At 69.0% G+C, this 20,560-nt stretch carries 20 protein-coding genes and 2 tRNA genes; 20 read left to right on the forward strand and 2 right to left on the reverse strand.

Annotated features, from left to right (window positions below; translation table 11 throughout):
• Positions 1 to 75: 75 nt before the first annotated feature.
• From uvrC to AC07PA_RS22615, 6 genes are all read left to right on the forward strand, one after another.
• Positions 76 to 2,109, forward strand: coding sequence for an excinuclease ABC subunit UvrC (gene uvrC / locus AC07PA_RS22590; protein WP_494606365.1), 2,034 nt, complete (start codon positions 76 to 78; stop codon positions 2,107 to 2,109).
• 80 nt (positions 2,110 to 2,189) lie between these two features.
• The gene (gene pgsA / locus AC07PA_RS22595; RefSeq protein ID WP_007858658.1) at positions 2,190 to 2,756 is read left to right on the forward strand and encodes a CDP-diacylglycerol--glycerol-3-phosphate 3-phosphatidyltransferase; all 567 of its coding nucleotides are present in this window, start codon (positions 2,190 to 2,192) and stop codon (positions 2,754 to 2,756) included.
• Positions 2,757 to 3,146: 390 nt separating this feature from the next.
• Positions 3,147 to 3,419, forward strand: coding sequence for an HU family DNA-binding protein (locus AC07PA_RS22600; protein WP_007858657.1), 273 nt, complete (start codon positions 3,147 to 3,149; stop codon positions 3,417 to 3,419).
• A 22-nt stretch (positions 3,420 to 3,441) separates the two neighbouring features.
• A tRNA-Val gene (locus tag AC07PA_RS22605) sits at positions 3,442 to 3,517 on the forward strand.
• Between the two features lie 62 nt (positions 3,518 to 3,579).
• The gene (locus AC07PA_RS22610; RefSeq protein WP_494606362.1) at positions 3,580 to 5,508 is read left to right on the forward strand and encodes a SurA N-terminal domain-containing protein; all 1,929 of its coding nucleotides are present in this window, start codon (positions 3,580 to 3,582) and stop codon (positions 5,506 to 5,508) included.
• Between the two features lie 51 nt (positions 5,509 to 5,559).
• Positions 5,560 to 5,635, forward strand: a tRNA-His gene (locus AC07PA_RS22615).
• Positions 5,636 to 5,775: 140 nt separating this feature from the next.
• Here the strand turns inward: AC07PA_RS22615 and AC07PA_RS22620 are convergent.
• Positions 5,776 to 6,582 carry a flagellar brake protein gene (locus AC07PA_RS22620; RefSeq protein ID WP_494606360.1) on the reverse strand — a complete coding sequence of 269 codons (807 nt, stop codon included), beginning with the start codon at positions 6,580 to 6,582 and terminating at the stop codon, positions 5,776 to 5,778.
• A gap of 211 nt (positions 6,583 to 6,793) precedes the next feature.
• On the opposite strand from AC07PA_RS22620, the gene AC07PA_RS22625 reads away from it, so the two are divergent.
• Positions 6,794 to 7,147, forward strand: coding sequence for a hypothetical protein (locus tag AC07PA_RS22625; RefSeq protein WP_494606358.1), 354 nt, complete (start codon positions 6,794 to 6,796; stop codon positions 7,145 to 7,147).
• A gap of 18 nt (positions 7,148 to 7,165) precedes the next feature.
• Here the strand turns inward: AC07PA_RS22625 and AC07PA_RS22630 are convergent, their stop codons facing one another.
• Positions 7,166 to 7,516 carry a hypothetical protein gene (locus tag AC07PA_RS22630; RefSeq protein WP_494606356.1) on the reverse strand — a complete coding sequence of 117 codons (351 nt, stop codon included), beginning with the start codon at positions 7,514 to 7,516 and terminating at the stop codon, positions 7,166 to 7,168.
• A gap of 208 nt (positions 7,517 to 7,724) precedes the next feature.
• On the opposite strand from AC07PA_RS22630, the gene AC07PA_RS22635 reads away from it, so the two are divergent.
• From AC07PA_RS22635 to AC07PA_RS22695, 13 genes are all read left to right on the forward strand, one after another.
• The gene (locus tag AC07PA_RS22635) at positions 7,725 to 7,988 is read left to right on the forward strand and encodes a DUF2024 family protein (RefSeq protein ID WP_494606354.1); all 264 of its coding nucleotides are present in this window, start codon (positions 7,725 to 7,727) and stop codon (positions 7,986 to 7,988) included.
• A 121-nt stretch (positions 7,989 to 8,109) separates the two neighbouring features.
• Complete coding sequence (locus AC07PA_RS22640; RefSeq protein WP_494606352.1) at positions 8,110 to 8,718, forward strand: NAD(P)H-dependent oxidoreductase; 609 nt, start codon at positions 8,110 to 8,112, stop codon at positions 8,716 to 8,718.
• 14 nt (positions 8,719 to 8,732) lie between these two features.
• Positions 8,733 to 9,350 carry a TetR/AcrR family transcriptional regulator gene (locus AC07PA_RS22645; RefSeq protein WP_494606350.1) on the forward strand — a complete coding sequence of 206 codons (618 nt, stop codon included), beginning with the start codon at positions 8,733 to 8,735 and terminating at the stop codon, positions 9,348 to 9,350.
• A 224-nt stretch (positions 9,351 to 9,574) separates the two neighbouring features.
• Entirely contained in the window at positions 9,575 to 10,282 is a 708-nt protein-coding gene (locus AC07PA_RS22650) for a response regulator transcription factor (RefSeq protein WP_007861198.1), read from the forward strand.
• Complete coding sequence (locus tag AC07PA_RS22655; protein WP_494606348.1) at positions 10,273 to 11,514, forward strand: sensor histidine kinase; 1,242 nt, start codon at positions 10,273 to 10,275, stop codon at positions 11,512 to 11,514. The genes AC07PA_RS22650 and AC07PA_RS22655 overlap by 10 nt, the downstream gene beginning before the upstream one ends.
• A 116-nt stretch (positions 11,515 to 11,630) precedes the next feature.
• Positions 11,631 to 12,818 carry a fumarylacetoacetate hydrolase family protein gene (locus AC07PA_RS22660; protein ID WP_494606346.1) on the forward strand — a complete coding sequence of 396 codons (1,188 nt, stop codon included), beginning with the start codon at positions 11,631 to 11,633 and terminating at the stop codon, positions 12,816 to 12,818.
• 65 nt (positions 12,819 to 12,883) lie between these two features.
• Complete coding sequence (locus tag AC07PA_RS22665; RefSeq protein ID WP_494606344.1) at positions 12,884 to 14,143, forward strand: branched-chain amino acid ABC transporter substrate-binding protein; 1,260 nt, start codon at positions 12,884 to 12,886, stop codon at positions 14,141 to 14,143.
• Between the two features lie 94 nt (positions 14,144 to 14,237).
• Positions 14,238 to 15,128, forward strand: a complete 891-nt coding sequence (locus AC07PA_RS22670) for a branched-chain amino acid ABC transporter permease (protein WP_494606695.1) — start codon at positions 14,238 to 14,240, stop codon at positions 15,126 to 15,128.
• Positions 15,129 to 15,143: 15 nt separating this feature from the next.
• Positions 15,144 to 16,472: a branched-chain amino acid ABC transporter permease gene (locus tag AC07PA_RS22675; protein ID WP_494606342.1), complete on the forward strand. Its 1,329-nt coding sequence runs from the start codon at positions 15,144 to 15,146 to the stop codon at positions 16,470 to 16,472.
• Entirely contained in the window at positions 16,469 to 17,281 is an 813-nt protein-coding gene (locus AC07PA_RS22680; protein WP_494606340.1) for an ABC transporter ATP-binding protein, read from the forward strand. Before AC07PA_RS22675 ends, AC07PA_RS22680 begins: the two co-directional genes overlap by 4 nt.
• Positions 17,282 to 17,983 (forward strand): ABC transporter ATP-binding protein, encoded by a 702-nt coding sequence (locus tag AC07PA_RS22685; protein WP_007861206.1) that lies wholly within the window; start codon positions 17,282 to 17,284, stop codon positions 17,981 to 17,983. It abuts the gene before it with no gap.
• Positions 17,984 to 18,022: 39 nt separating this feature from the next.
• Positions 18,023 to 19,681, forward strand: coding sequence for an AMP-binding protein (locus tag AC07PA_RS22690; protein WP_494606338.1), 1,659 nt, complete (start codon positions 18,023 to 18,025; stop codon positions 19,679 to 19,681).
• Positions 19,682 to 19,698: 17 nt separating this feature from the next.
• The gene (locus AC07PA_RS22695) at positions 19,699 to 20,538 is read left to right on the forward strand and encodes an SDR family oxidoreductase (RefSeq protein ID WP_494606336.1); all 840 of its coding nucleotides are present in this window, start codon (positions 19,699 to 19,701) and stop codon (positions 20,536 to 20,538) included.
• The last annotated feature ends 22 nt before the right edge of the window (positions 20,539 to 20,560 follow it).

Genomic DNA, 20,560 nt, shown 5'->3' on the forward strand with positions numbered 1-20,560 from the left:
CCCACGCCAGGGCGCCCGGCCTGGCGATACGCGGTGCCGGGCAGGGCGCTTCGCATTGCCATGACAATAGCCCCCATGTCCGAAGACGAAGAAGCACTGCGAGCCCATTCCGAAGAACTGCTGGCCCAGGTGGCCGCGCTGCCGCCGCTGCCGGGGGTGTACCGCTATTTCGACGCGCAGGGCGCGCTGCTCTACGTGGGCAAGGCGCGGCACCTGAAGCGCCGGGTGTCGAGCTACTTCACCAAGAACCATGGCGGCACGCGCATCGGCCACATGGTGAGCAAGATCGTGCGCATGGAGACCACGGTGGTGCGCTCCGAGGCCGAGGCGCTGCTGCTTGAAAACAACCTGATCAAGACGCAGAACCCCAAGTTCAACATCCTGTTCCGCGACGACAAGAGCTACCCCTACCTGAAGATCACCGGCGCGCCGGGCACGGCGGTGGGGCAGGGCTCGCCCTCGCAGGTGTTTCCGCGCATGGCCTACTACCGCGGCTCGGTGGACAAGAAGCACCGCTACTTCGGGCCTTACCCGAGCGCCTGGGCGGTGAAGGAGTCGATCCAGTTGCTGCAAAAGGTGTTTCGCCTGCGCACCTGCGAGGACACGGTGTTCGCCAACCGCACGCGGCCCTGCCTGCTGTTCCAGATCAAGCGCTGCTCGGGCCCGTGCGTGGACCTGGTCTCGCCCGAGGCCTATGCGGCCGATGTGCAGCACGCCGAGGCGCTGCTGCGCGGCGAGACGCAGGAAGTACTCAAGGCCATGGAGGTGCGCATGATGGCGCACTCGGACAAGCTCGAGTTCGAGCAGGCGGCCGATGTGCGCAACCAGATGCAGGCGCTGTCGCGCGTGCTGCACCAACAGTCCATCGAGACCGCGGACGACAAGGACGTGGACATCCTCGCCGTGCGCGTGCAGGGCGGCCGCGCCTGCGTGAACCTGGCCATGGTGCGCGGCGGACGGCACCTGGGGGATCGGCCGTACTTTCCGGTGCATGTGGAAGATGCCGCTGCCATCCATGAGGAAGAAGAGGTGGAGGGCGATGCCGCGCCCGCCGCCGCCGTGCTGCCCGCGCGCCGGGTGGAGGCGCTGGTGCTCGAGGCCTTCATCGCCCAACACTACATCGGCGTGCCCGTGCCACCGGTGCTGGTGTGCAGCGAGCCGGTGGACAAGGCGCTGATGGAAGCCCTGTCGGAGCAGACCGGCGTGCGCGTGAATGCCATCCACCAGCCGCGCGAGCAGCGCCGTGCCTGGCTGGACATGGCCCAGAAGAACGCCGACCTGCAACTGGCCCGGCTGCTGGCCGAGGAGGGCTCGCAGCAGGCGCGCACGCGCGCCCTGGCCGAGGCGCTGGACCTGCCGCCCGAAGACCTGGACCAGTTGACCATCGAATGCTTCGACATCTCGCACACCGCGGGCGAATCGACCCAGGCCTCGTGCGTGGTGTTCCACCACCACAAGATGCAGAGCAGCGAGTACCGCCGCTACAAGATAGAAGGCATCACCGGTGGCGACGACTATGCCGCCATGCGCCAGGTGCTCACGCGCCGCTACAGCAAGGTGGTGGAGGCCGCGCGCGAGGCCGGCGGCATCGACTTTGCGGCCGCACCGCCGCCCGACACCGAGAACGCCGAGGGGGCCGTCAAGCCCAAGGGCGTGGCGCGCTTGCCCGACCTGGTGCTCATCGACGGCGGCAAGGGCCAGGTGGGCGTGGCGCGCGAGGTGTTCACCGCGCTGGGGCTGGACCTGACGCGCATCGTCGGCGTGGAAAAGGGCGAGGGCCGCAAGGTCGGCCTCGAAGAGCTGGTGTTCGCCGACGGCCGCGAGAAGGTCTACCTGGGCAAGGACTCGGCCGCGCTGATGCTGGTGGCCCAGATCCGCGACGAGGCCCACCGCTTTGCCATCACCGGCATGCGTGCCGCGCGCGCCAAGGTGCGCGTGGGCGGTGGCCAACTGGAGGAGATCCCCGGCGTGGGCCCCAAGAAGCGCGCGCGCCTGCTGCAGCGCTTTGGCGGCGTGCGCGGCGTGGCCAGTGCCAGCGTGGAAGACCTGGCGACGGTGGACGGCATCTCGCGCGATCTGGCCGAGGAGATCTACCGGGCACTGCGCTGAAGGCGCGGGTGCCGCGCGGCTTTTCGCGCGCGCATCATTTCGGGGCTGGGGGATATCACCAGTGGTGCACAATCGCGCCCATGTTCTGGACTATCCCCACCCTGATGACCTGGACGCGCATTGTCGCGATACCTTTGATCGTGGGGGTGTTCTATGCGCCAGTGGAGCCCGCCACGCGCAACCTGATCGCCACGGTGATGTTCGTGGTGTTCGCCGCCACCGACTGGCTCGACGGCTACCTTGCGCGCAAGCTCAACCAGACCTCGTCCTTCGGCGCCTTCCTGGACCCGGTGGCCGACAAGTTCCTGGTGTGCGCCTCGCTGCTGGTGCTGGTGCACCTGCAGCGCGCCGATGTGTTCGTGGCGCTGATCATCATCGGGCGCGAGATCGCGATCTCGGCCCTGCGCGAATGGATGGCGCAGATCGGCGCCAGCAAGAGCGTGGCCGTGCACATGATCGGCAAGGTCAAGACCACGGTGCAGATGGTCGCCATCCCCTTCCTGCTGTACGACGGGCGCATCCTCGGGGTGATCGACACGGGCGTGTGGGGCACCTGGCTGATCTGGGCCTCGGCCGTGCTCACGGTGTGGTCCATGGTCTACTACCTGCAAAAGGCGTTGCCCGAAATCCGTGCCCGTGTGAAGTGATTTTTTCGTCTATCCGAAATCGCAAATCGGCATGGCTCTGAGTGGGCGCATGCCCCGTTCTGGGGCGCGCGCCGAGGCCTTGCTGACAGGGGCCGCGGCTGTCAATCGGGAATCGCGCGCATACGGCGCGTTTGAGACAAAAGCGCGCCGCAAGCCCAGACAGGGTGTGAAATACGACTAGAATTCAATCCATCGCTGTGGCAATGCAGCGTGTTGTATTGACACCTTGAAAGTCGATGGCTTTAATCTGATGCAGCAGCCCCTGCTGTGTACGCCAGTCATTCCCCCGTCTGCAGACACCCAGCCCTCACCGGTTGTGCCTTCTGACGTGTGAAGACCAGATACCCAAGACACACTTCATTCATCAACGCTTTTCCCGAGAGGCTTCTTGTGAACAAAACCGAACTGATCGAGCACATCGCTAACAACGCCGACATCTCCAAGGCCGCTGCAGCGCGTGCCCTGGAATCCACGATCGAGGCCGTCAAGAAGACCCTGAAAAAGGGTGGTACCGTTTCGCTCGTCGGTTTTGGCACCTTTGCCGTGGGCAAGCGCGCTGCCCGCACCGGCCGTAATCCCCGTACGGGCGATACGATCAAGATCAAAGCTGCTAAAGTGCCGAAGTTTCGTCCAGGCAAGGCTCTGAAAGACGCCTTGAACTGAAGACACGTTTGTTGTTGAGGCGGGGTCCTTAGCTCAGTTGGTAGAGCGGCTCCTTTACACGGAGTAGGTCGGCGGTTCGAGACCGTCAGGACCCACCACCACCGAACACGAAGGCGAACGCAAGTTCGCCTTTTTGTTTTTTGTCATTGAAAGTTCGATCATGTTTGAATCCATCCGCAAGCACTCCAAGATCATGATGCTCTTGTTGTTCTTGCTGGTCATTCCCTCGTTTGTGCTGGTAGGCATCGACAGCAACTACTTCTCCGAGAAGAGTGCCGTGGTTGCCCGTGTGGATGGCAACAAGATCACTCAGACCGAATGGGACAATGCGCACCGCGTCGAGAGCGACCGCATCCGCGCGCAGCAGCCCACCATGGACCCGAAGATGCTCGATTCGGCCGGCGCCCGCTACGCCACACTCGAGCGCATGGTGCGCGAACGCGTGCTGGCTGCCGCTGCGCAGAAGATGCACATGATCACCAGCGATGCCCGCCTGGCGCGCAGCTTGGCCGAGATCCCGCAGATCGCCGCGCTCAAGCGCCCCGACGGCACCATGGACACCGAAGGCTACCGCGCCCTGGTGGCCCAGCAGGGCCTCACGCCCGCCGGCTTCGAGGCGCGCGTGCGCAACGACCTGTCGGTCAACCAGATCCTGGGTGGCGTGGTCGGCTCGGCCTTCGTGACCGATGCGCAGATCGCCCAGTCGCTCGACGCGCTCTACCAGCGCCGCGAGATCCAGGTGGCCCGCTTCAACACCGCCGACTTCGCTGGCAAGGTGTCGCCCACCGACGCCGACCTGGAGGCCTACTACAAGGCCCACCCTGCCCAGTTCAAGCAGCTTGAATCGGCCAACGTCGAGTACCTGGTGCTGAGCCTGGACACCGTGCGCGACAGCATCACGCTCAATGAAGACGATCTGCGCACCTACTACAAGGAAAACGCAGCGACCCTGGGCTCCAAGGAAGAGCGCCGCGCCAGCCACATCCTGATCAAGGCCGGCAAGGACATGCCCGCCGCCGACCGCGAGAAGGCCAAGGCACGCGCCACCGAACTGCTGGCCCAGGTGCGCAAGGCGCCCGCCACGTTTGCCGACGTGGCCAAGAAGAACTCGCAGGACGGCTCGGCCGCGCAAGGTGGTGACCTGGGCTTCTTCGGCAGGAAGGACATGGTCCAGCCTTTCGAGAATGCGACGTTCGGCCTCAAGAAGGGCGAGATCAGCGATCTGGTGGAAACCGACTTCGGCTACCACGTCATCCAGGTCACCGACATCAAGCCCTCGCGCGTGCCGCCGTTCGAAGAACTGCGCCCCGCCATCGAGAAGGACCTCAAGGCCCAGCAGGCGCAGCGCAAGTACGCCGAAGTCGCCGAATCGTTCGCCAATGGCGTGTACGAGCAGGCCGACAGCCTGGCCCCGGTGGCCGAGAAGCTCAAGCTCAAGGTGCAGACCGCCAATGGCGTGACGCGCACGCCCGTGCCCGGCGCCACCGGCCCGTTTGCCAACGCCAAGTTCCTCGAAGCCCTGTTCTCGTCGGACTCGGTGCAGAACAAGCGCAACACCGAAGCCGTGGAAGTGGGCACGAGCCAGATGGCATCGGGCCGCATCGTCTCGTACACCCCGGCCGAGACCCTGCCGCTGGACAAGGTGCGCGACAAGGTGCGCACGCTGTACGTGGCCGAGAAGGCCGCCGAGCTGGCCCGCAAGGAAGGCGAGGCCAAGCTGGCCGAGTACACCGCCAAGCCCGACACTGCCAGTGGCCTGACCGCCCCTGCCGTGATCGCCCGCGACACGCCCATGAACTTCCCGCGCCCCCTGATCGACGCCGCCTTGCGTGCCAACGCCGACAAGCTGCCCGCATGGACCAGCGTGGACCTGGGCGCCGGCCAGGGCTTTGCCGTGGTCAAGGTCAACCGCATCGTGCCGCGCGACAAGCCCGAGGCGCAGCGCGCCCAGCAGGAGCGCATGCAGCTCATGCAGTGGTGGAGCACGGCCGAGGGCGTGGCCTACTACGAGATGCTCAAGGAGCGCTTCAAGGTCGAGATGAAGGTGGCCCGTCCCTCGGAGTTCAGCGTCACCCAGACAGAAAATTGAAGAATTTGGCGCCGGGGGTAAAAACCCGGGTTATAATTTGAATCTCAAACGGTGGCTGTAGCTCAGTTGGTAGAGTCCAGGATTGTGATTCCTGTTGTCGTGGGTTCGAGCCCCATCAGCCACCCCAGATAAAACAAACCCGCCAGTGCTGTGAAGCGCTGGCGGGTTTTGTCTTTGGGCGCCGCCCGCAAGCAAGCTGCGCATGACCAGGGGCAGCCGTTGCGCCTGCCGCCGTACGGCTAGGCGCTGGGCGCCAGGTGCCTGTCGTCAGCCCAATCTTGGCGGTGCCGCCCGCGTTCTTTCCGCATCGAGCCGGCCCAGGCGCAGCTGCAGCGCCTCGTGGTCGGCGGGTGTGAGGTCCATGAAGCTGCAGCCGAAATGCAGCTGCTCGCCCGCCAGGAACGAGCGGAACGCACGGCGCGAGCGCACTTCGAGGTCCACCACCAGGGGGCTGGCGCCGTGGCCCAGCTCCACGCGCACGCGCCGCAGCTGCTGGCTGGGCATGAGCAGGCGGCCTTCGTGCGCCGAGGAGCGCAGGCCGAGGCCGCCGATGGACACGTCGTCCACGCCCATGGAGAAGCTCTCGCCGTACAGCATGAACTCGGCGCGAAAGGGCTGGCCGAGCGGGGTCTCCAGGCGCGGAAAGCGGCGCCGCTGCAGGTGCACGATCTGGTCCGGCAGCGCGGCCACCAGCTGCAGCGGGGCGCCGGGCGCAGCGTGGGCCCAGCGGCCGCTGGCACGGAACTGCAGCGCAATGCCCAGGGGCATGGAGACCAGCAGTACGGAGCCCGGCTCCGGCTGGGGAGCGCGCGCACCCTTGACCTCGATCACGAGTTCGCCGGCCTGCGGCCGCACTTCGGTGATGCGGCCGGACAGGAAGGCTTCGCCCGCAGAAGGGTACAAGCACACCAGATCCCCGTCATCGGCCAGGGCCTGCAGTGCCATGGCGATGTAGTGCGGGTCGGTGACGCGAAAGGGCCGGGTGTCCACGTCGGCGCCAATCGGTGCGATCACCGGCAGGGCCGATTCGGCGCGGGGCAGGGGGGCGGGATTTTTCTTGAGGAATGGAAGCATGTCTGCCATGTTCATGTGGGGCCATGACACGGCTGGTCGTCGGGCAGGCGGGCTGCGGGCGCCGCCTGCGCCGCGCAAGCCGGCGTGCGAGGATGATAGCCGCATCCACCCGCTGCCCGCGCCAGCCACCTTTTCGGGTCATGGCGCCGCCGCGGGCCCGATGCTAGAGTGCTTCTCAACAGAGGGGCGAGCCCCTCATGGGGGGATAGGCGTGAACACGAGGATGGTCGTCTGCGCGGTGGTGGCGCTGGGCTTCGCGGTGGTGGCCGGGGGCAGTGCGCTCTACCGCTACGCGGTGGTCCTGCCCGCCGAGCAGGCGCACCTGGACACCCTGGACGCCCAGCAGCGCGCCGAGGTCCACGCCCGCGAGGTGGACCGCACCGTCAGCTATGCGCGCTGCCTCGAGGCCGTGGGCTCGGGTGCCCGGGCCCGCAAGGCGGACCACTGCCAGAGGCTCGGGCAGTCCACAGGCTGCGAGCTGCCCCAGGATGCGGAAACGGCCCTGGGCCGGCAGCGCGAGCGCGGCGAGGTGCAGTGCTTCAACGAGGCGAAGATCGGCTTGTAGCGAAAACAGGCGGCCGGCTCAGGCCCCCTGCAGTCGCTGTCCCCACTGCTGCGTCCACGGCGCGGCCATGGACAGCACCATCATCACCCAGGCCACGGCGGCAAAGCGCCCGGGCCAGGCGGCGGGCGAGCGCCCCTGGCGCAGGGCTGCATGCAGTGCGCAGGCGGACAGCGCGAACGCCATGGGGATGGCCCAGGCCGAGACCCAGGCCAGCACGGGCTGGCGGTCGTCGAAGATGGCCGGGTGGGCCAGGGCGAAGACCATGAGGCAGGCGATCTGCACGGCGGGCTGGCGCAGGTGGCTGGTAACCACCGCAGGGGCGTGGGGGCTGGCGATGGCCTGGGGGGCGGCTGCGGGCTTGCTGTGCATGGATGGGGGGGCTCCTCGGCGCAATGTAGCAGCGGCGCGGGTGCAAACGCCCGCTCGGGCGGCGTTTGTGGCGAACGGACACGTCGGTTACATCTTGCCCCCGGGGTCGGGCCGTGGACGATTTGGCATCTGTCCTGGAAGGTTCGCGCACCCCGACGGCGGCGGGCTGGCGACACTGGGTTCCCTGAACCCACCCCCTGTTTGCACCATGCAGATCTCCGTTTACGACACCTATGTGCAGCGCCCCGACGGGCTGCGCATGCATTTCGACATCCTCGTTCCCGCCAGCGTCGGCGACCATGAACAGGTGCTGCAGTACGGGCGGCGCTACCTGGCGGCAAAAGGCTTGACGGCCAGCGACCTGAAGGCCGAGAAGTGCAGCTTTTGCCACATGCAATCGGCCAGCCCGGCGGTCGAGCAGGAGATCGAATCCATCGGCTTTGCGATCCTGGAGCTGGAGCACTGCGGCTGATCGATCGGCTGCTGCCGCCCCTGGCGATATCCCTGGTGGCGCCGTGGCGAAACTCCGTGGAAGGTTTTATATACCAATAGTAAGTTACCATGGGTATATAGCAATCCAATGGAGCTTCACCATGCACGCACTCATCGTCGTCGCGCACCCCCATCCCGCTTCCCTGACCCATGCCGTGGCCGCCCAGGTGGCGCAGGGCGTTGCCAGCGCGGGCCAGCCCGGCCCGCAGCACACCACGGAGATCGCCGACCTGGCGGCCGAGGGGTTCGACCCGCGCTTCACCGCTGCCGACCTGGCGCTGCACTTGAAGCAGGCCCCGGCGCCCGCCGACGTGGCGGCCGAGCAGTTGCGGCTGTACAAAGCCGATGCACTGGTGCTGGTGTACCCCGTGTACTGGTGGTCCTTTCCGGCACTGCTCAAGGGCTGGATCGACCGGGTCCTGACCCAGGGTTATGCCTATGAGGAAGGGGAGGATGGCCAGCTCACCAAGAAGCTCGGCCATCTGCAGGTGCACCTGTTGGGCATCGGCGGGGCCGGTGGCGGCACCTACGAGCGGCACGGCTATGCGGGCGCGATGGCCACCCAGATCGACCACGGCATCTTCGGCTACTGTGGCGCACGCGTGGCCAGCTCCAGGCTGCTGCTACAGTCGCACGACAAGGAGTTCGCGGCCTCGCACCTCACGGCCGCGCAGGCGCTGGGCCGCAGCCTGTTCGCCCCATCTCCGTAAGTCCCCTGGAGCCCATGCCCCGCACGCCGCCTGCCGCACCGCCGCCCGAGCCCGCACCCCGCCGCCGCATGGCGCGGCACGAGCGCGCGCGCCAGCTGCTCGATGTGGCCTGGGCGCTGCTGCGTGCCGAGGGCGCCGACGCGCTCAGCCTGGGCCGCCTGGCCGAGGAGGCCGGCGTGACCAAGCCTGTGGTGTACGACCACTTCGGCACGCGCGAGGGCTTGCTGGCCGCGCTGTACCAGGACTTCGATGTGCGCCAGACGGCGGTCATGGACGCCGCCATCGCCGCCGCGCGGCCCACCCTCAAGGACAAGGCCGGCGCGATTGCCGCGGCCTATGTGCGCTGCGTGCTGACCCAGGGGCGCGAGATCCCCCAGGTGCTGGCCGCGCTGCAGGGCTCGCCCGAGATGGCGGCCGTCAAGCGCCAGTACCAGGAGGCCTTCATCGCCAGGTGCCTGGCCATCCTGGCGCCGTTCGCGGGGGCCGGGGGGCTGGCGCGCGCCGGCATGTGGGCCGTGCTGGGCGCGGCCGATGCGCTGTCGGATGCGGCCGTGGGCGGTGACATCGGCGCCGAGGCGGCGCAGGCCGAGCTGTTCGAGACCATCGTGGCGATGGTCCGGCGCAGCCGGTGACCGATGGCGCTGGACGGCGCGAGGGCGCGGCGGATCGGCTTGGTGGGGGTTCTCACGATTGCTTCACGCTCGCCGTGGCGTAATCTGCGATGGCTGCAGCCATCGACCGGGTGGAAGGGGGCAGACAACAAGGCAGGGTCCGCGCGCTGGATGGGAGCATCCCGCCAGGAGACCATCGGCAGGCATGCGGGGACGCGCACCCGGGTGATTCGGCAAGGGCACATATGGGCAATGAACGGGTGCTGCTGGTGGAGGACAGCCGTGATCTGGCGGCGCTGGTGTACGAGGCGCTGGAGGATGCCGGCTTCGAGCCCGACCATGCGGCCGACGGCGAGGAAGCCCTCAGGCTGGCGCGCAGCGCATCGCCGCCCTACGACGCCGTGGTGCTGGACGTGGGCCTGCCGCGCATCAACGGCTTTGACGTGTGCGCGCGGCTGCGCGGCGAGGGCTTTCGCGCACCCATCCTCATGATGACCGCGCAGGGCTGCGCCGAGGACGTGGTGCGCGGGCTCGAAGGCGGATCGGACGACTACATCGTCAAGCCCTTCGAGATGCGGGTGCTGATCGCCCGCGTGCGCGCCGGCATCCGCCGCTACCTGTGCATGCCCGACCATGCGGGCGTGGTGCGCTCGCCCGCGCTCACGCTCGACCTCAACCGCCACCAGGTCTCGGTGGCCCGCAGCGGCGGCCAGTTCACCATCACCCCGCTGCAGACCCGGCTGCTGGAGATGCTGCTGCGCCACGCGCCCCGCGTCGTCACGCGCCATGAGCTGGAGAAGGCCCTGTGGAGCGACGACGAGCGCCCCTCGGCCGACGCGCTGCGGGCGCACATCTACCAGTTGCGCCAGCTCATGGACAAGGCCGGCGCCGGCGGCATGATCCAGACCCAGGGCAAGCGCGGCTACTGCATCGAGGCGCCGGCATGCGACTGAAGGCGCGCACGCTCTTCACCCGCATGTGGCACACGCTGGTCGGGCTGATGCTGGCCAGCTTCGTGGTCAACGCCGTGCTCGTCACCGCCACGCTGCAGCTGGGCAGCGAGGCCCAGACCGAGCGCCGCCTGGCGCGCATCGGCGAGTACTGGGCGGCCCAGGGGCCGGCCACCGAGCCCGTGCAGATCGACCCCGTGACCTTCTTCTACCCGCGCTACGAGCTGCTGCCGCAGGAGATCCGGGCCATGCTGGCACCGGGTGAGCGCGGCATCTTCGAGCTCGGGCCGCGCGCGCGCGACTACTTCGTGCTGGCCCACCAGGAGGCCGCGGGCGAGCCCTTTTACGTGGTGGAGAACCACTCCGAGGTCAAGCCGCAGGAGACGCTGGAGTGGCAGGTGTTCTCGTGGTACGCCATGGGCATCATCCCCTTCACCGGCCTGCTGCTGTGGCTGTGCGCGCGCGTGGCACGGCGCATCGCGGCGCCCATTGCGCAGATCGGCATGCAGGTCGATGCCCGGCCGCCGCAGAGCCTGGAGCCCCTGCCGCTGCCCGAGGGCGCGCCGCACGAGTTGGCGGTGCTGGTGGGCCAGCTCAACAGTGCCTTCCAGCGCACGGCCGACGTGCTGGAGCGCGAGCGCAATTTTGCGCGCTTTGCCAGCCACGAGCTGCGTACGCCCGCGGCGGTGATGCAGGCCGTGCTCGAGCGCCTGGCCGACGGGGCGAGCGAACGCCAGCAGACCGCCCTGCAGCGCGGCGAGCGGGCACTGCGCGACATGAATGCCTTGATCGAGACCTTCCTGAAACTGTCGCTGGAAGCGGGGGGTGCGGGTGCCACGGCTGCTGCGCCCGTGGTGGTGGACCAGGCCTGGGTCACGGAGCTGTTCACGCACTTCTACGGGCCCGAGAAGGCCGGGCGGATCGCCGTGAACGAGCTCGCCCCGCTGCACCTGGCGGCGCCCGAGACCGTGCTGCACGTGCTCGTCGGCAACCTGCTCAAGAACGCCGTGGCGCATGGCGGGGAGCCGCCCATCGCCGTCACGCTGAGCGCGACCGCCATCACCGTGGAGAACACGCTGGCGCCCGAGCCGCAGGAGGGCTTTGGCCTGGGCTGCCTGATCGCGCAGCGCATCTGCGATCGCTTCGGCTGGGCCTTCGTGCTGCAGATCGGGCCGCAGTCCGCGCTGGCCCGCGTCACCGTGCCGGCACTGCCGGTACCCGCGCCCCTGCGCTGAGCGCGCACCGGCGCCGGGCCCGCGCAAGGCCTGCAGGCAGCCCGCGTGCAGGGCTCACGGTTGCTTCACGCACACGCTGCTGAAATCCACCCCTGTTTCAACACGAGGTGGATGCAATGCGCGTACGCAAGATCATTGGCGCGGCCCTGGGCGGGCTGCTGGTACTGACCTTCCTGGCATGGTTTTATGCCATCAGCCAGAAGGAGCCACCCGCGACCTCGCGCTACCTGGAGATGAACGAGCGCATCGAAGGCGCGCGCCTGGGCGCCGTGGCCGTGGCGCCGGCCAGCGAGGCGCTGACCTTCGCGCGCTACCGCACGCCGCAGGGCCTGCGCCTGGTGCGGGTGGAGCGCTACGAGAACGGCCAGGTCACCGGGGTGGACATCAGCGCCCTGCAAAAGCCCGGCAGCGTGCCCGACCCCATTACCCTGTGGGCGCAGTCGAGCTACGAGGCCATCGCCAGCCAGGCGGGGCCCGCCGTGTCGCTGGACGCTGCGCAGCTGGTGCTGCCCTTTGACGGCACCGAGGTCCAGATCGCCATGGGCGGAACCTACCGCGAGCATGCCAAGGAGACCACGCTGGAGAAGCCCTTCGTCTTCCCCAAGCTGCGGCCGGCCCAGCCCTGGAATGCGCCCGTGCCGGTGGCAGGGGCGCTGCTGGACTACGAGATCGAGCTGGGCTTCGTCGCGCTGCGCCCGGTGGCGCAGGGGGCCAGCAAGGAGAGCTATGGGCTGGTGCTGGCATCGGACTACACCGACCGCGCGGTGATGCTGCGCGAGATCGACCTGTCGGACACGCACTCGGGCGAAGGCTTCTCGCGTGCCAAGTCGCTGGCACCCATGCCCGTGGGGGCGCTGTTCGTGGTGCCGCGCGACCTGCGCAGCTTCTACAAGAAGCTGGACATGCGCCTGTACGTCAACGGCCGGCTGCGGCAGATCGCCTTGCCCATGGACCTCACCTGGGACATCGACCAGATGGTGCAGGAGTCGTTCTCGCGCCGCAACCGGCTGTACCGCTACGGCGAGGGCCAGGCCCGGCTGCCCATCGGCGAGCAGGGCATTCCGGCGCGCACGCTGGTGCTGTCGGGCACCACGGACGGCGTGGCCTTTCGCCCGCCCTCGGGCCGCCAGCTGTTCATCGGCGTGGTGGAGTGGCTGGCCAGCCTGCGCTGGGCCAACCCGCGCCTGGTGGTCGAGCGCTCGCTGACCGAGGCGCGCAACGACAAGACCCACCTGCAGCCCGGCGACACCGTGCTGATGCGGGCCGACTACCTGGGCTTTCTGGCCAACCCCATCGTGCCCTGAGCCCCCGGGCGCACTCCGGGGCCCGCTGCCCCAGTCCATCCAAGAACAACGCAGGAGACAAGACCATGAACTTTCGCCGCTGGATCACCCGCGCCGCCGCCGCCACGCTGGCCGGGCTGCTGATGTGCGCCACCGCCACCGCCCACGCCGAGACGGTGCGCATCGCGATGATCGAAACCTTCTCGGGGGCCTTTGCAACCCTGGGGCAGAACCAGCTGAGCACCCTGCGCATGGCCACCGAGATGGCCAACGCCCAGCGCTGGGCGGGCAGGCACAGCTTCGAGGTGACGCCCTTCGACGGCAAGGGCAGCCCGCAGGAGTCGCTGGTGCAGCTCAAGCTGGCCATCGACCAGGGCTTTCGCATCATCGCGCAGGGCAATGGCTCGGGCGTGGCCGCGGCGCTGATCGATGCGGTCAACAAGCACAACGAGCGCAACCCGGGCAAGGAGGTGGTGTTCCTGAACTACCAGGCCATCGACCCGGACCTGACCAACAGCCGCTGCAGCTTCTGGCACTTTCGCTTCGATGCCAACTCGGACATGAAGATGGAGGCGCTCACGTCGTACATGGCCAGGGACACGGGCATCCGCAAGGTCTACCTGATCAACCAGAACTACTCGCACGGCCACCAGGTCACCAAGGCCGCCAAGGAGTTGCTCAAGCGCAAGCGGCCCGATGTGCAGATCGTCGGTGACGACCTGCACCCCATTGCCACGGTGAAGGATTTCTCGCCCTACGTGGCCAAGATCCGCGCCTCGGGGGCGGACACCATCATCACTGGCAACTGGGGCACCGACCTGGCGCTGTTGATCAAGGCGGCGCTGGAGTCGGACCTGAAGGCGCAGTTCTACACCTACTACGCGGCCTCCTCGGGTGTGCCCACGGCCATGGGCTCGGCGGCCGCGGGCAGCACCCGGCAGATCTCCTACTGGACACCGAACAACGAGACCTTTGCCGGCAAGGACCTGGCCGAGGCCTTTCGCCGCCAGCACGGCGACGACTTGGTCGCCATCGGCATCCACACCATGGTGCAGATGCTGGCCCGTGCGATCGGCAGCGCAGACAGCCTGGAGCCGCTGCGCATCGCCTACGCGCTGGAGGGCATGAAGTTCAAGGCGGTGAATGGCGAGGTGGAGATGCGCGCGGGTGACCACCAGCTGCTGCAGCCGCTGTACATCTCCACCTGGTCCAGGGTGGACGGCAAGAAGGTGCAGGTGGAGCAGGAGAAGACCGGCCACGGCTGGCGCCTGGATGCCCGGCTCGACGCCTACGTCGCCTCGCAGCCGCACTCCTGCCAGATGCGCCGCCCGGCCCGTGCCGGCTGACGCGGCCGGCCCAACCCCGCACCCGCCCGGAGGTCCCTTGGAGTTCGCACTCGTCACCCTGCTCAACGGCCTGAGCTACGGCTTGATCCTGTTCATGCTGTCCGCCGGCTTCACGCTCATCTTCAGCATGATGGGCGTGCTCAACTTCGCCCACGCCAGCTTCTACATGCTGGGGGCCTACTTCGCCTACGAGATCAGCCGGCGCGCCGGGTTCTGGGCCGCCCTCGGCCTGGCGCCGCTGCTGGCCGGCGCACTCGGGGCGCTGGTCGAGCGCTTCGGCCTGCGCGCGGTGCACCGCTTTGGCCATGTGGCCGAGCTGCTGCTGACCTTCGGCCTGTCCTTCGTGGTGGTCGAGGCGGTGCAACTGGTCTGGGGGCGCGCGGCCGTGCCCTATGCCATACCCGATGCGTTGCAGGGCGCGCTGTTCAAGGTCTACAACACCAGCTTCCCGGCCTACCGGGCCTTCATGATGCTGGTGGCCGTGCTGATGATGCTGGCGCTGGTGCTGGGGCTGCGCAGGACGCGCTTCGGTCTGGTCATCCAGGCGGCGCTGTCCCAGCCGCAGATGCTGCAGGCGCTGGGCCACGACGTGCCACGCGTGTTCATGGCGGCCTTTGCCGGCGGCTGTGCGCTCGCCGGCCTGGCCGGTGCCATCTCCGGCAATGCCTTCATCACCGAGCCCCACATGGCGGCCACGGTGGGCAGCATCATCTTCGTGATCGTCGTCGTGGGCGGGCTGGGCTCGCTGGCGGGCGCGCTGCTGGCGTCGCTGCTCATCGGGGTGGTGCAGACCTTTGCCGTGTCCATCGACCATTCGCCGGCCACGCTGCTGGCCGCGGTGGGCTACACGGTGCAGGCCTCCACCCCCGCCCATGCCGTGCTGCGCACCACCGTGTCCGACCTGGCCCCCGTGCTGCCCTACCTGCTGCTGGTGCTGGTGCTCGTCGTGCGGCCCCGGGGGCTGCTGGGCACCCGCGAACTGTGACCCGGGAGATCCGACATGGCCTTGTTTTCGACCCCCATCACCCCCACCGCACGGCCAGTCTCCCCTGTGGCCGCTGGCGCCCTGCGTGCACCCCCCAGGCTGCCATGGCGCCTGCCGCTGCCCTGGCTGCTGTTTGCCGCCGCCCTGGTCTGCGCACCGCTGCTGCTGCGCGGCCCGGTGGCCCTGTCGCTGCTCACGCAGATGGCCACCGTGGCGCTGTTCGGCCTGTCGTACAACATGCTGCTGGGGCAGGGGGGCATGCTCTCCTTCGGCCATGCGGTGTATGCGGGCCTGGGCGCGTATGTCGCCGCGCATGCGATGAACCTGGGCGCGGCGGGCACCATCCCGCTGCCGGTGGTGGCCGTGCCCCTGGTCGGCGGCGTGGCGGGCATGGTGTTCGGCCTGCTGTTCGGCTACCTGTCGACCAAGAAGGCGGGCACCACCTTCTCGATGATCACGCTGGGCATCGTGGAGCTGGTGTTCGCCTGCGCGCTGATGTTCCCGGGCTTTTTCGGGGGCGAAGGCGGCGTTTCCACCAACCGCGTGTACGGCGTGGCGCCGCTGGGGCTCAATTTCGCGCCGCAGCTGCAGGTGTATGGCCTGGCGGCGGCCTGGCTGTTCGTGTGCGCGGCCGCGATGTACGGCTTCACCCAGTCGCCGCTGGGCAAGATCATCAATGCGGTGCGCGACAACGCCGAGCGCGTGGCCTTCATCGGCTACGACCCGCGCTGGGCGCGCTACCTCACGCTGGTGGTCTCCAGCCTGTTCGCGGGCGTCTCGGGGGCGCTGTCGACCATCAACTTCGAGATTGTCACGGCCGAGAACGTGGGCGCCGCGCGCTCGGGGGCGATCCTGCTGTTCACCTTCATCGGCGGGGTGGGCTATTTCTTCGGCCCGGTGCTGGGCGCCGTCATCGGCGTGGCCGCCACGGTGCTGCTGTCCGAGGTCACGCAGGCCTGGCAGCTCTACCTGGGGGTGTTCTTCATCCTCACGGTGATGTTCGTGCCGGGGGGCGCGGCCGAGCTGCTGGCCGGCATGGGCCGGCATCTGGCGGGGGGCAGCTGGCGGCGCACCGGGCCGGCCTTTGCCTTGTTGCTGGCGGCACTGGCCTGGCTGGCCACGGCCTTCGTGGCGCTGGTGGAGTCGGTGTACCAGGCCTCGCTGGGCCCGATGGGCGCGCTGCCCAGGGGCCTGGCAGCGCTGCAGGGGCCGGCCGGCTGGATCGCCATCGGCACCGCGCTGGCCCTGGGCCTGCTCGCGGTGGCGCGTGCCCATGCGGCGCTGCGCGAAACCCTGGCGTGCGAGGCGGCCGGCGCGGCGCGCGCAAGCGGGGAGGGCGCATGAGCACGAACCACAGCAACAGCCAATGCGTGCTGGAGCTCAGGGACCTGCGCAAGGCCTTCGGCAAGACCGAGATCATCCGCGGCGCATCGCTGGCGGTGAACGAAGGGGAGCGCTTTGCCATCATCGGCCCCAACGGCGCGGGCAAGTCGACCCTGTTCAATCTGGTGAGCGGCCGTCTCGCCGCCTCGTCGGGCGAAGTCCTGCTGCATGGCCGGCCCATCCAGCAGCTGCCGCCCTTCGAGATCCACCGCCGCGGGCTGGCCCGCAGCTTCCAGGTGTCGAACCTGTTCCACCGCATGACGGTGTACGAGAACCTGCGCTGCGCGGTGCTGTGGTCCAGCGGCCAGGGCTATGCGTTCTGGCGCAGCATCCACCGCTTGCGCGAGGTGCACGAGCGCGTCGAGGCGATGCTGGAGCTGACACGCATGGCGCCGCAGCGCCACACCCTGGCAGGCGAGCTGACCTATGCCGGGCAGCGCGCGCTGGAGATCGGGCTCACCGTGGCCGGGGGCGCCCAGGTGATCCTGCTGGACGAGCCCACGGCCGGCATGAGCCGCTGGGAGTCCGAAGCCGCGGTGGAGCTGATCCGCGAGGTCACGCGCGGGCGCACCCTGCTGATGGTGGAGCACGACATGGCCGTGGTCTACGGCCTGGCCGACCGCATTGCCGTGCTGGTGTATGGCGAGGTGATCGCCTGCGGCAGCCCGGCCGAGATCCGCGACAACCCCCGCGTGCAGGAGGCCTACCTGGGCACGCCCACCACCGCTGCCGCGGGCGCCGCGGCAACCACCACCGCGACGGAGGCCTGAATGCCGCTGCTTGAGATCGAATCGCTGCACGCCTACTACGGCAAGAGCCATGTGCTGCACGGCGTGGACCTGTGCGTGGCGCCGGGCGAGATCGTCGGCCTGCTCGGGCGCAACGGGGTGGGGCGCTCCACCCTGGTCAAGGCCGTCATGGGCCAGGTGCGGGCCACGGGGTCTGTGCGCTTTCGCGGAGCCGAGGTGCAGGGCCTGGCACCGCACCGCATCGCGCACCTGGGCATCGGCTACGTGCCCGAGACGCGCGACGTCTTTGCCAGCCTCAGCGTGCAGGAGAACCTGCTGCTGGGCTGCAAGCGCGGCCGGCCATCGGAGCGCTGGTCGCTGGAGGACATGTACGGCATGTTCCCCCGCCTGCACGAGCGCCGCGCCACGCCGGCCGGCGTGCTCTCCGGCGGCGAGCAGCAGATGCTGACCCTGTGCCGCACGCTGATGGGCGACCCGGCGCTGATCATGATCGACGAGCCCACCGAGGGGCTGGCGCCCCAGGTGGTCGAGCAGGTGGCCGGCTACCTGCGGCGCCTGCAGGAGCGCGGCCTGGCCGTGCTGCTGGTGGAGCAGAAGCTGGCCATTGCGCTGCGCATCGCCACGCGCGTCTGCGTGATGGGGCACGGCGCCATCGTCTACCAGGGCACGCCCGCCGAACTGCAGGCCAACGCCCCGGTGCGCCGGGAATGGCTGGAGGTCTAGGGCATGCACGGCATCCATGATTCACACGACGGAGACACCATGGCAGAACAATGGAGCAGCGGTAGTGCAGCGGACTCGGTGGACCAGGCCCTGGCACCTGCGGGCCTGGCGCATGCCGGCGCGACCGCGTTTTCGGCACTGCGGGCGGACGGGGCCTGCGCCCGGCTGACCTATGCGCAGGTGCAGGCGCTGTCGGACGCGTTTGCCTCCTGGCTGCTGGGCAACCCGCTGCTGCGCGCAGGGGATGTGGTGGCGATCCAGCTGCCCAACCTGCTGCACTACCCGGTGGCCGTGCTCGGGGCCTGGAAGGCCGCGATGGTGGTGAGCAATGTCAACCCGCTGTACACCGCGCGCGAGCTGCAGGCCCAGCTGGAGAACTGCCGGGCGAAGGTGCTGGTGGCCGGCGAGCCGGCCCTGGCCGGTGCTACTGCCGTGGCCCAGGCGCTGGGCGTGCAGCTGCTGGTGGCGGGCGAGCGCGATTTTGTCCCTGTGCCGGCTGGGGAGGTGGTGGCTGCGGCACCGGATTCCTTTGCGGCCGCGCTGGAGCGCGGGCGTGCCGCCCGTCTGCGCACCACCCGGCGCAGCCGCGTGGCGCTGTACCAGTACACCGGCGGCACCACCGGGCGCAGCAGGGGGGCCACGCTCACCCATGCGAACCTGCTGGTCGTGCTGCGCATGACCGGGGACTTCATGGAGTCGCACGGCATCGGGCTGCGCCCGTCGGACACGGTGCTCACGGCGCTGCCGATGTACCACATCTTCGCCTTCGTGATGAACTTCCTGAGCTTCTACCGCGCGGGTGCGCACGCCGTGCTGGTGGCCAGCCCGCGGCCGCTGGCGAACCTGCGGCCGGCGTTCGAGGGCTTTCCCATCACCTGGATGTCGGGCGTCGACACGCTGTACGCCGGCCTGCTGGCCGAGCCCTGGTTCCGCGCGCACCGTCACACGCTGCGCTACGCCATGTCGGGCGGCATGGCCCTGCGGCCGGCCACGGGCGAGGCCTGGCGCGCCAGCGTCTGCCCGGTGCTGGAGGGCTATGGCCTCACCGAGACCAGTTGCATCGTGGCGATGAACCCGCCGGCCGAGCCCTACCGCGCGGGATCGGTGGGGCTGGCGCTGCCGGGCAGCGAGGTCATGGCCGTGGATGCCGATGGCCGCGCGCTGCCGGCCGGCCAGCCCGGCGAGCTGCTGGTGAGGGGCCCGCACGTGATGCAGGGCTACCTCGATGCGCCCGCCGAGACCCAGGGCGCGCTGGACCCCGGTGGCTGGCTGCGCACCGGCGACATCGCGGTGATCGGGGAGGACGGGTACATCCGCATCGTCGATCGCAAGAAGGACATGGTGCTGGTCTCGGGGTTCAACGTCTACCCCAACGAGGTGGAGGACGCCATGGCCGAGCACCCCGCGGTGGCCGAGGTCGCGGTGATCGGCGTGCCGGACGAGGCCACGGGCGAAGCCTTGCAGGCCTTTGTCGTCGCGCGCAACCCGGCGCCCGGCGCCGACGAGCTCATCGCCCACTGCCGTGCCCGGCTCACGGCCTACAAGGTGCCCAAGCGCATCCGCTTCGTGCCGGCGCTGCCCAAGTCGCCCGTGGGCAAGGTGCTGCGCGCGCAGCTGCGGGCGGCGCCATGGCAGGCCGATATGCAGACCGATCCACCAGCCCTGCTGCCGAAGCACACCACGGCACAACCTGAATGACGCAAGAGGCCCTTTCCATGCACGACAACACCACTTTCCAGCCCCACCTGCTGCGCGGCAAGACCGCGCTGATCACCGGGGGCGGCAGCGGCATCAACCGGCAGATTGCCGCGACCTATGCCGCCGCCGGCGCGGCCGTGGCCATCGTGGGCCGGGATGGCGACAAGGCCGCCCGGGCCGCGCGCGAGATCGAGGCCGCAGGGGGCCGCGCCATCGGGCTGGCTGCCGACGTGCGCGACTACGATGCCTTGCGTGCGGTGGCCGAGCAGGCCCACGCATGGGCCGGGCCGCTCGACATCGTGGTGGCGGGCGCGGCAGGCAACTTTGTGGCCACGGCCACGGGCATGAGCGCCAACGGCTTTCGCGCCGTGGTGGACACCGACCTGGTGGGCACCTTCAACACGGTGCGCGCGGCCCACGACTTCCTGCGCAAGCCCAGCGCGCTGGTGCTGGCCATCTCTGCCGTGCAATCGACCCTGCCGACCTATGCGCAGGCCCATGTGTGTGCCGCCAAGGCGGGCATCGACATGCTGGTGCGCTCCCTGGCGGTCGAGTGGGGAGAGCAGGGCATCCGCTGCGTGGGCATCGCCCCCGGGCCCGTGGCCGACACGGTGGGCATGGAGAAGCTCGCGCCCCATGGCCAGGCCAGCTGGGACCGGCTGCTGGAGGGCATTCCCGCAGGCCGGGGCGCCAGCCGGCAGGAGATCGCGGACCTGGCGCTGTTCCTGGCCAGCCCGTCGGCCCAGTACATCAATGGGGTGATCATCCCGATCGACGGGGGATTCAGCTGCCTGGGCTCGCTGGCCTTCGGCCAGATGCTGCGCGACTCGGTGCGGGAGGCGCAGCAGGCGCTGTAGGGGGTGCCGGGCAGGGCCTGGC

The organism is Acidovorax sp. GW821-FHT09B03 (genome assembly GCF_059418305.1).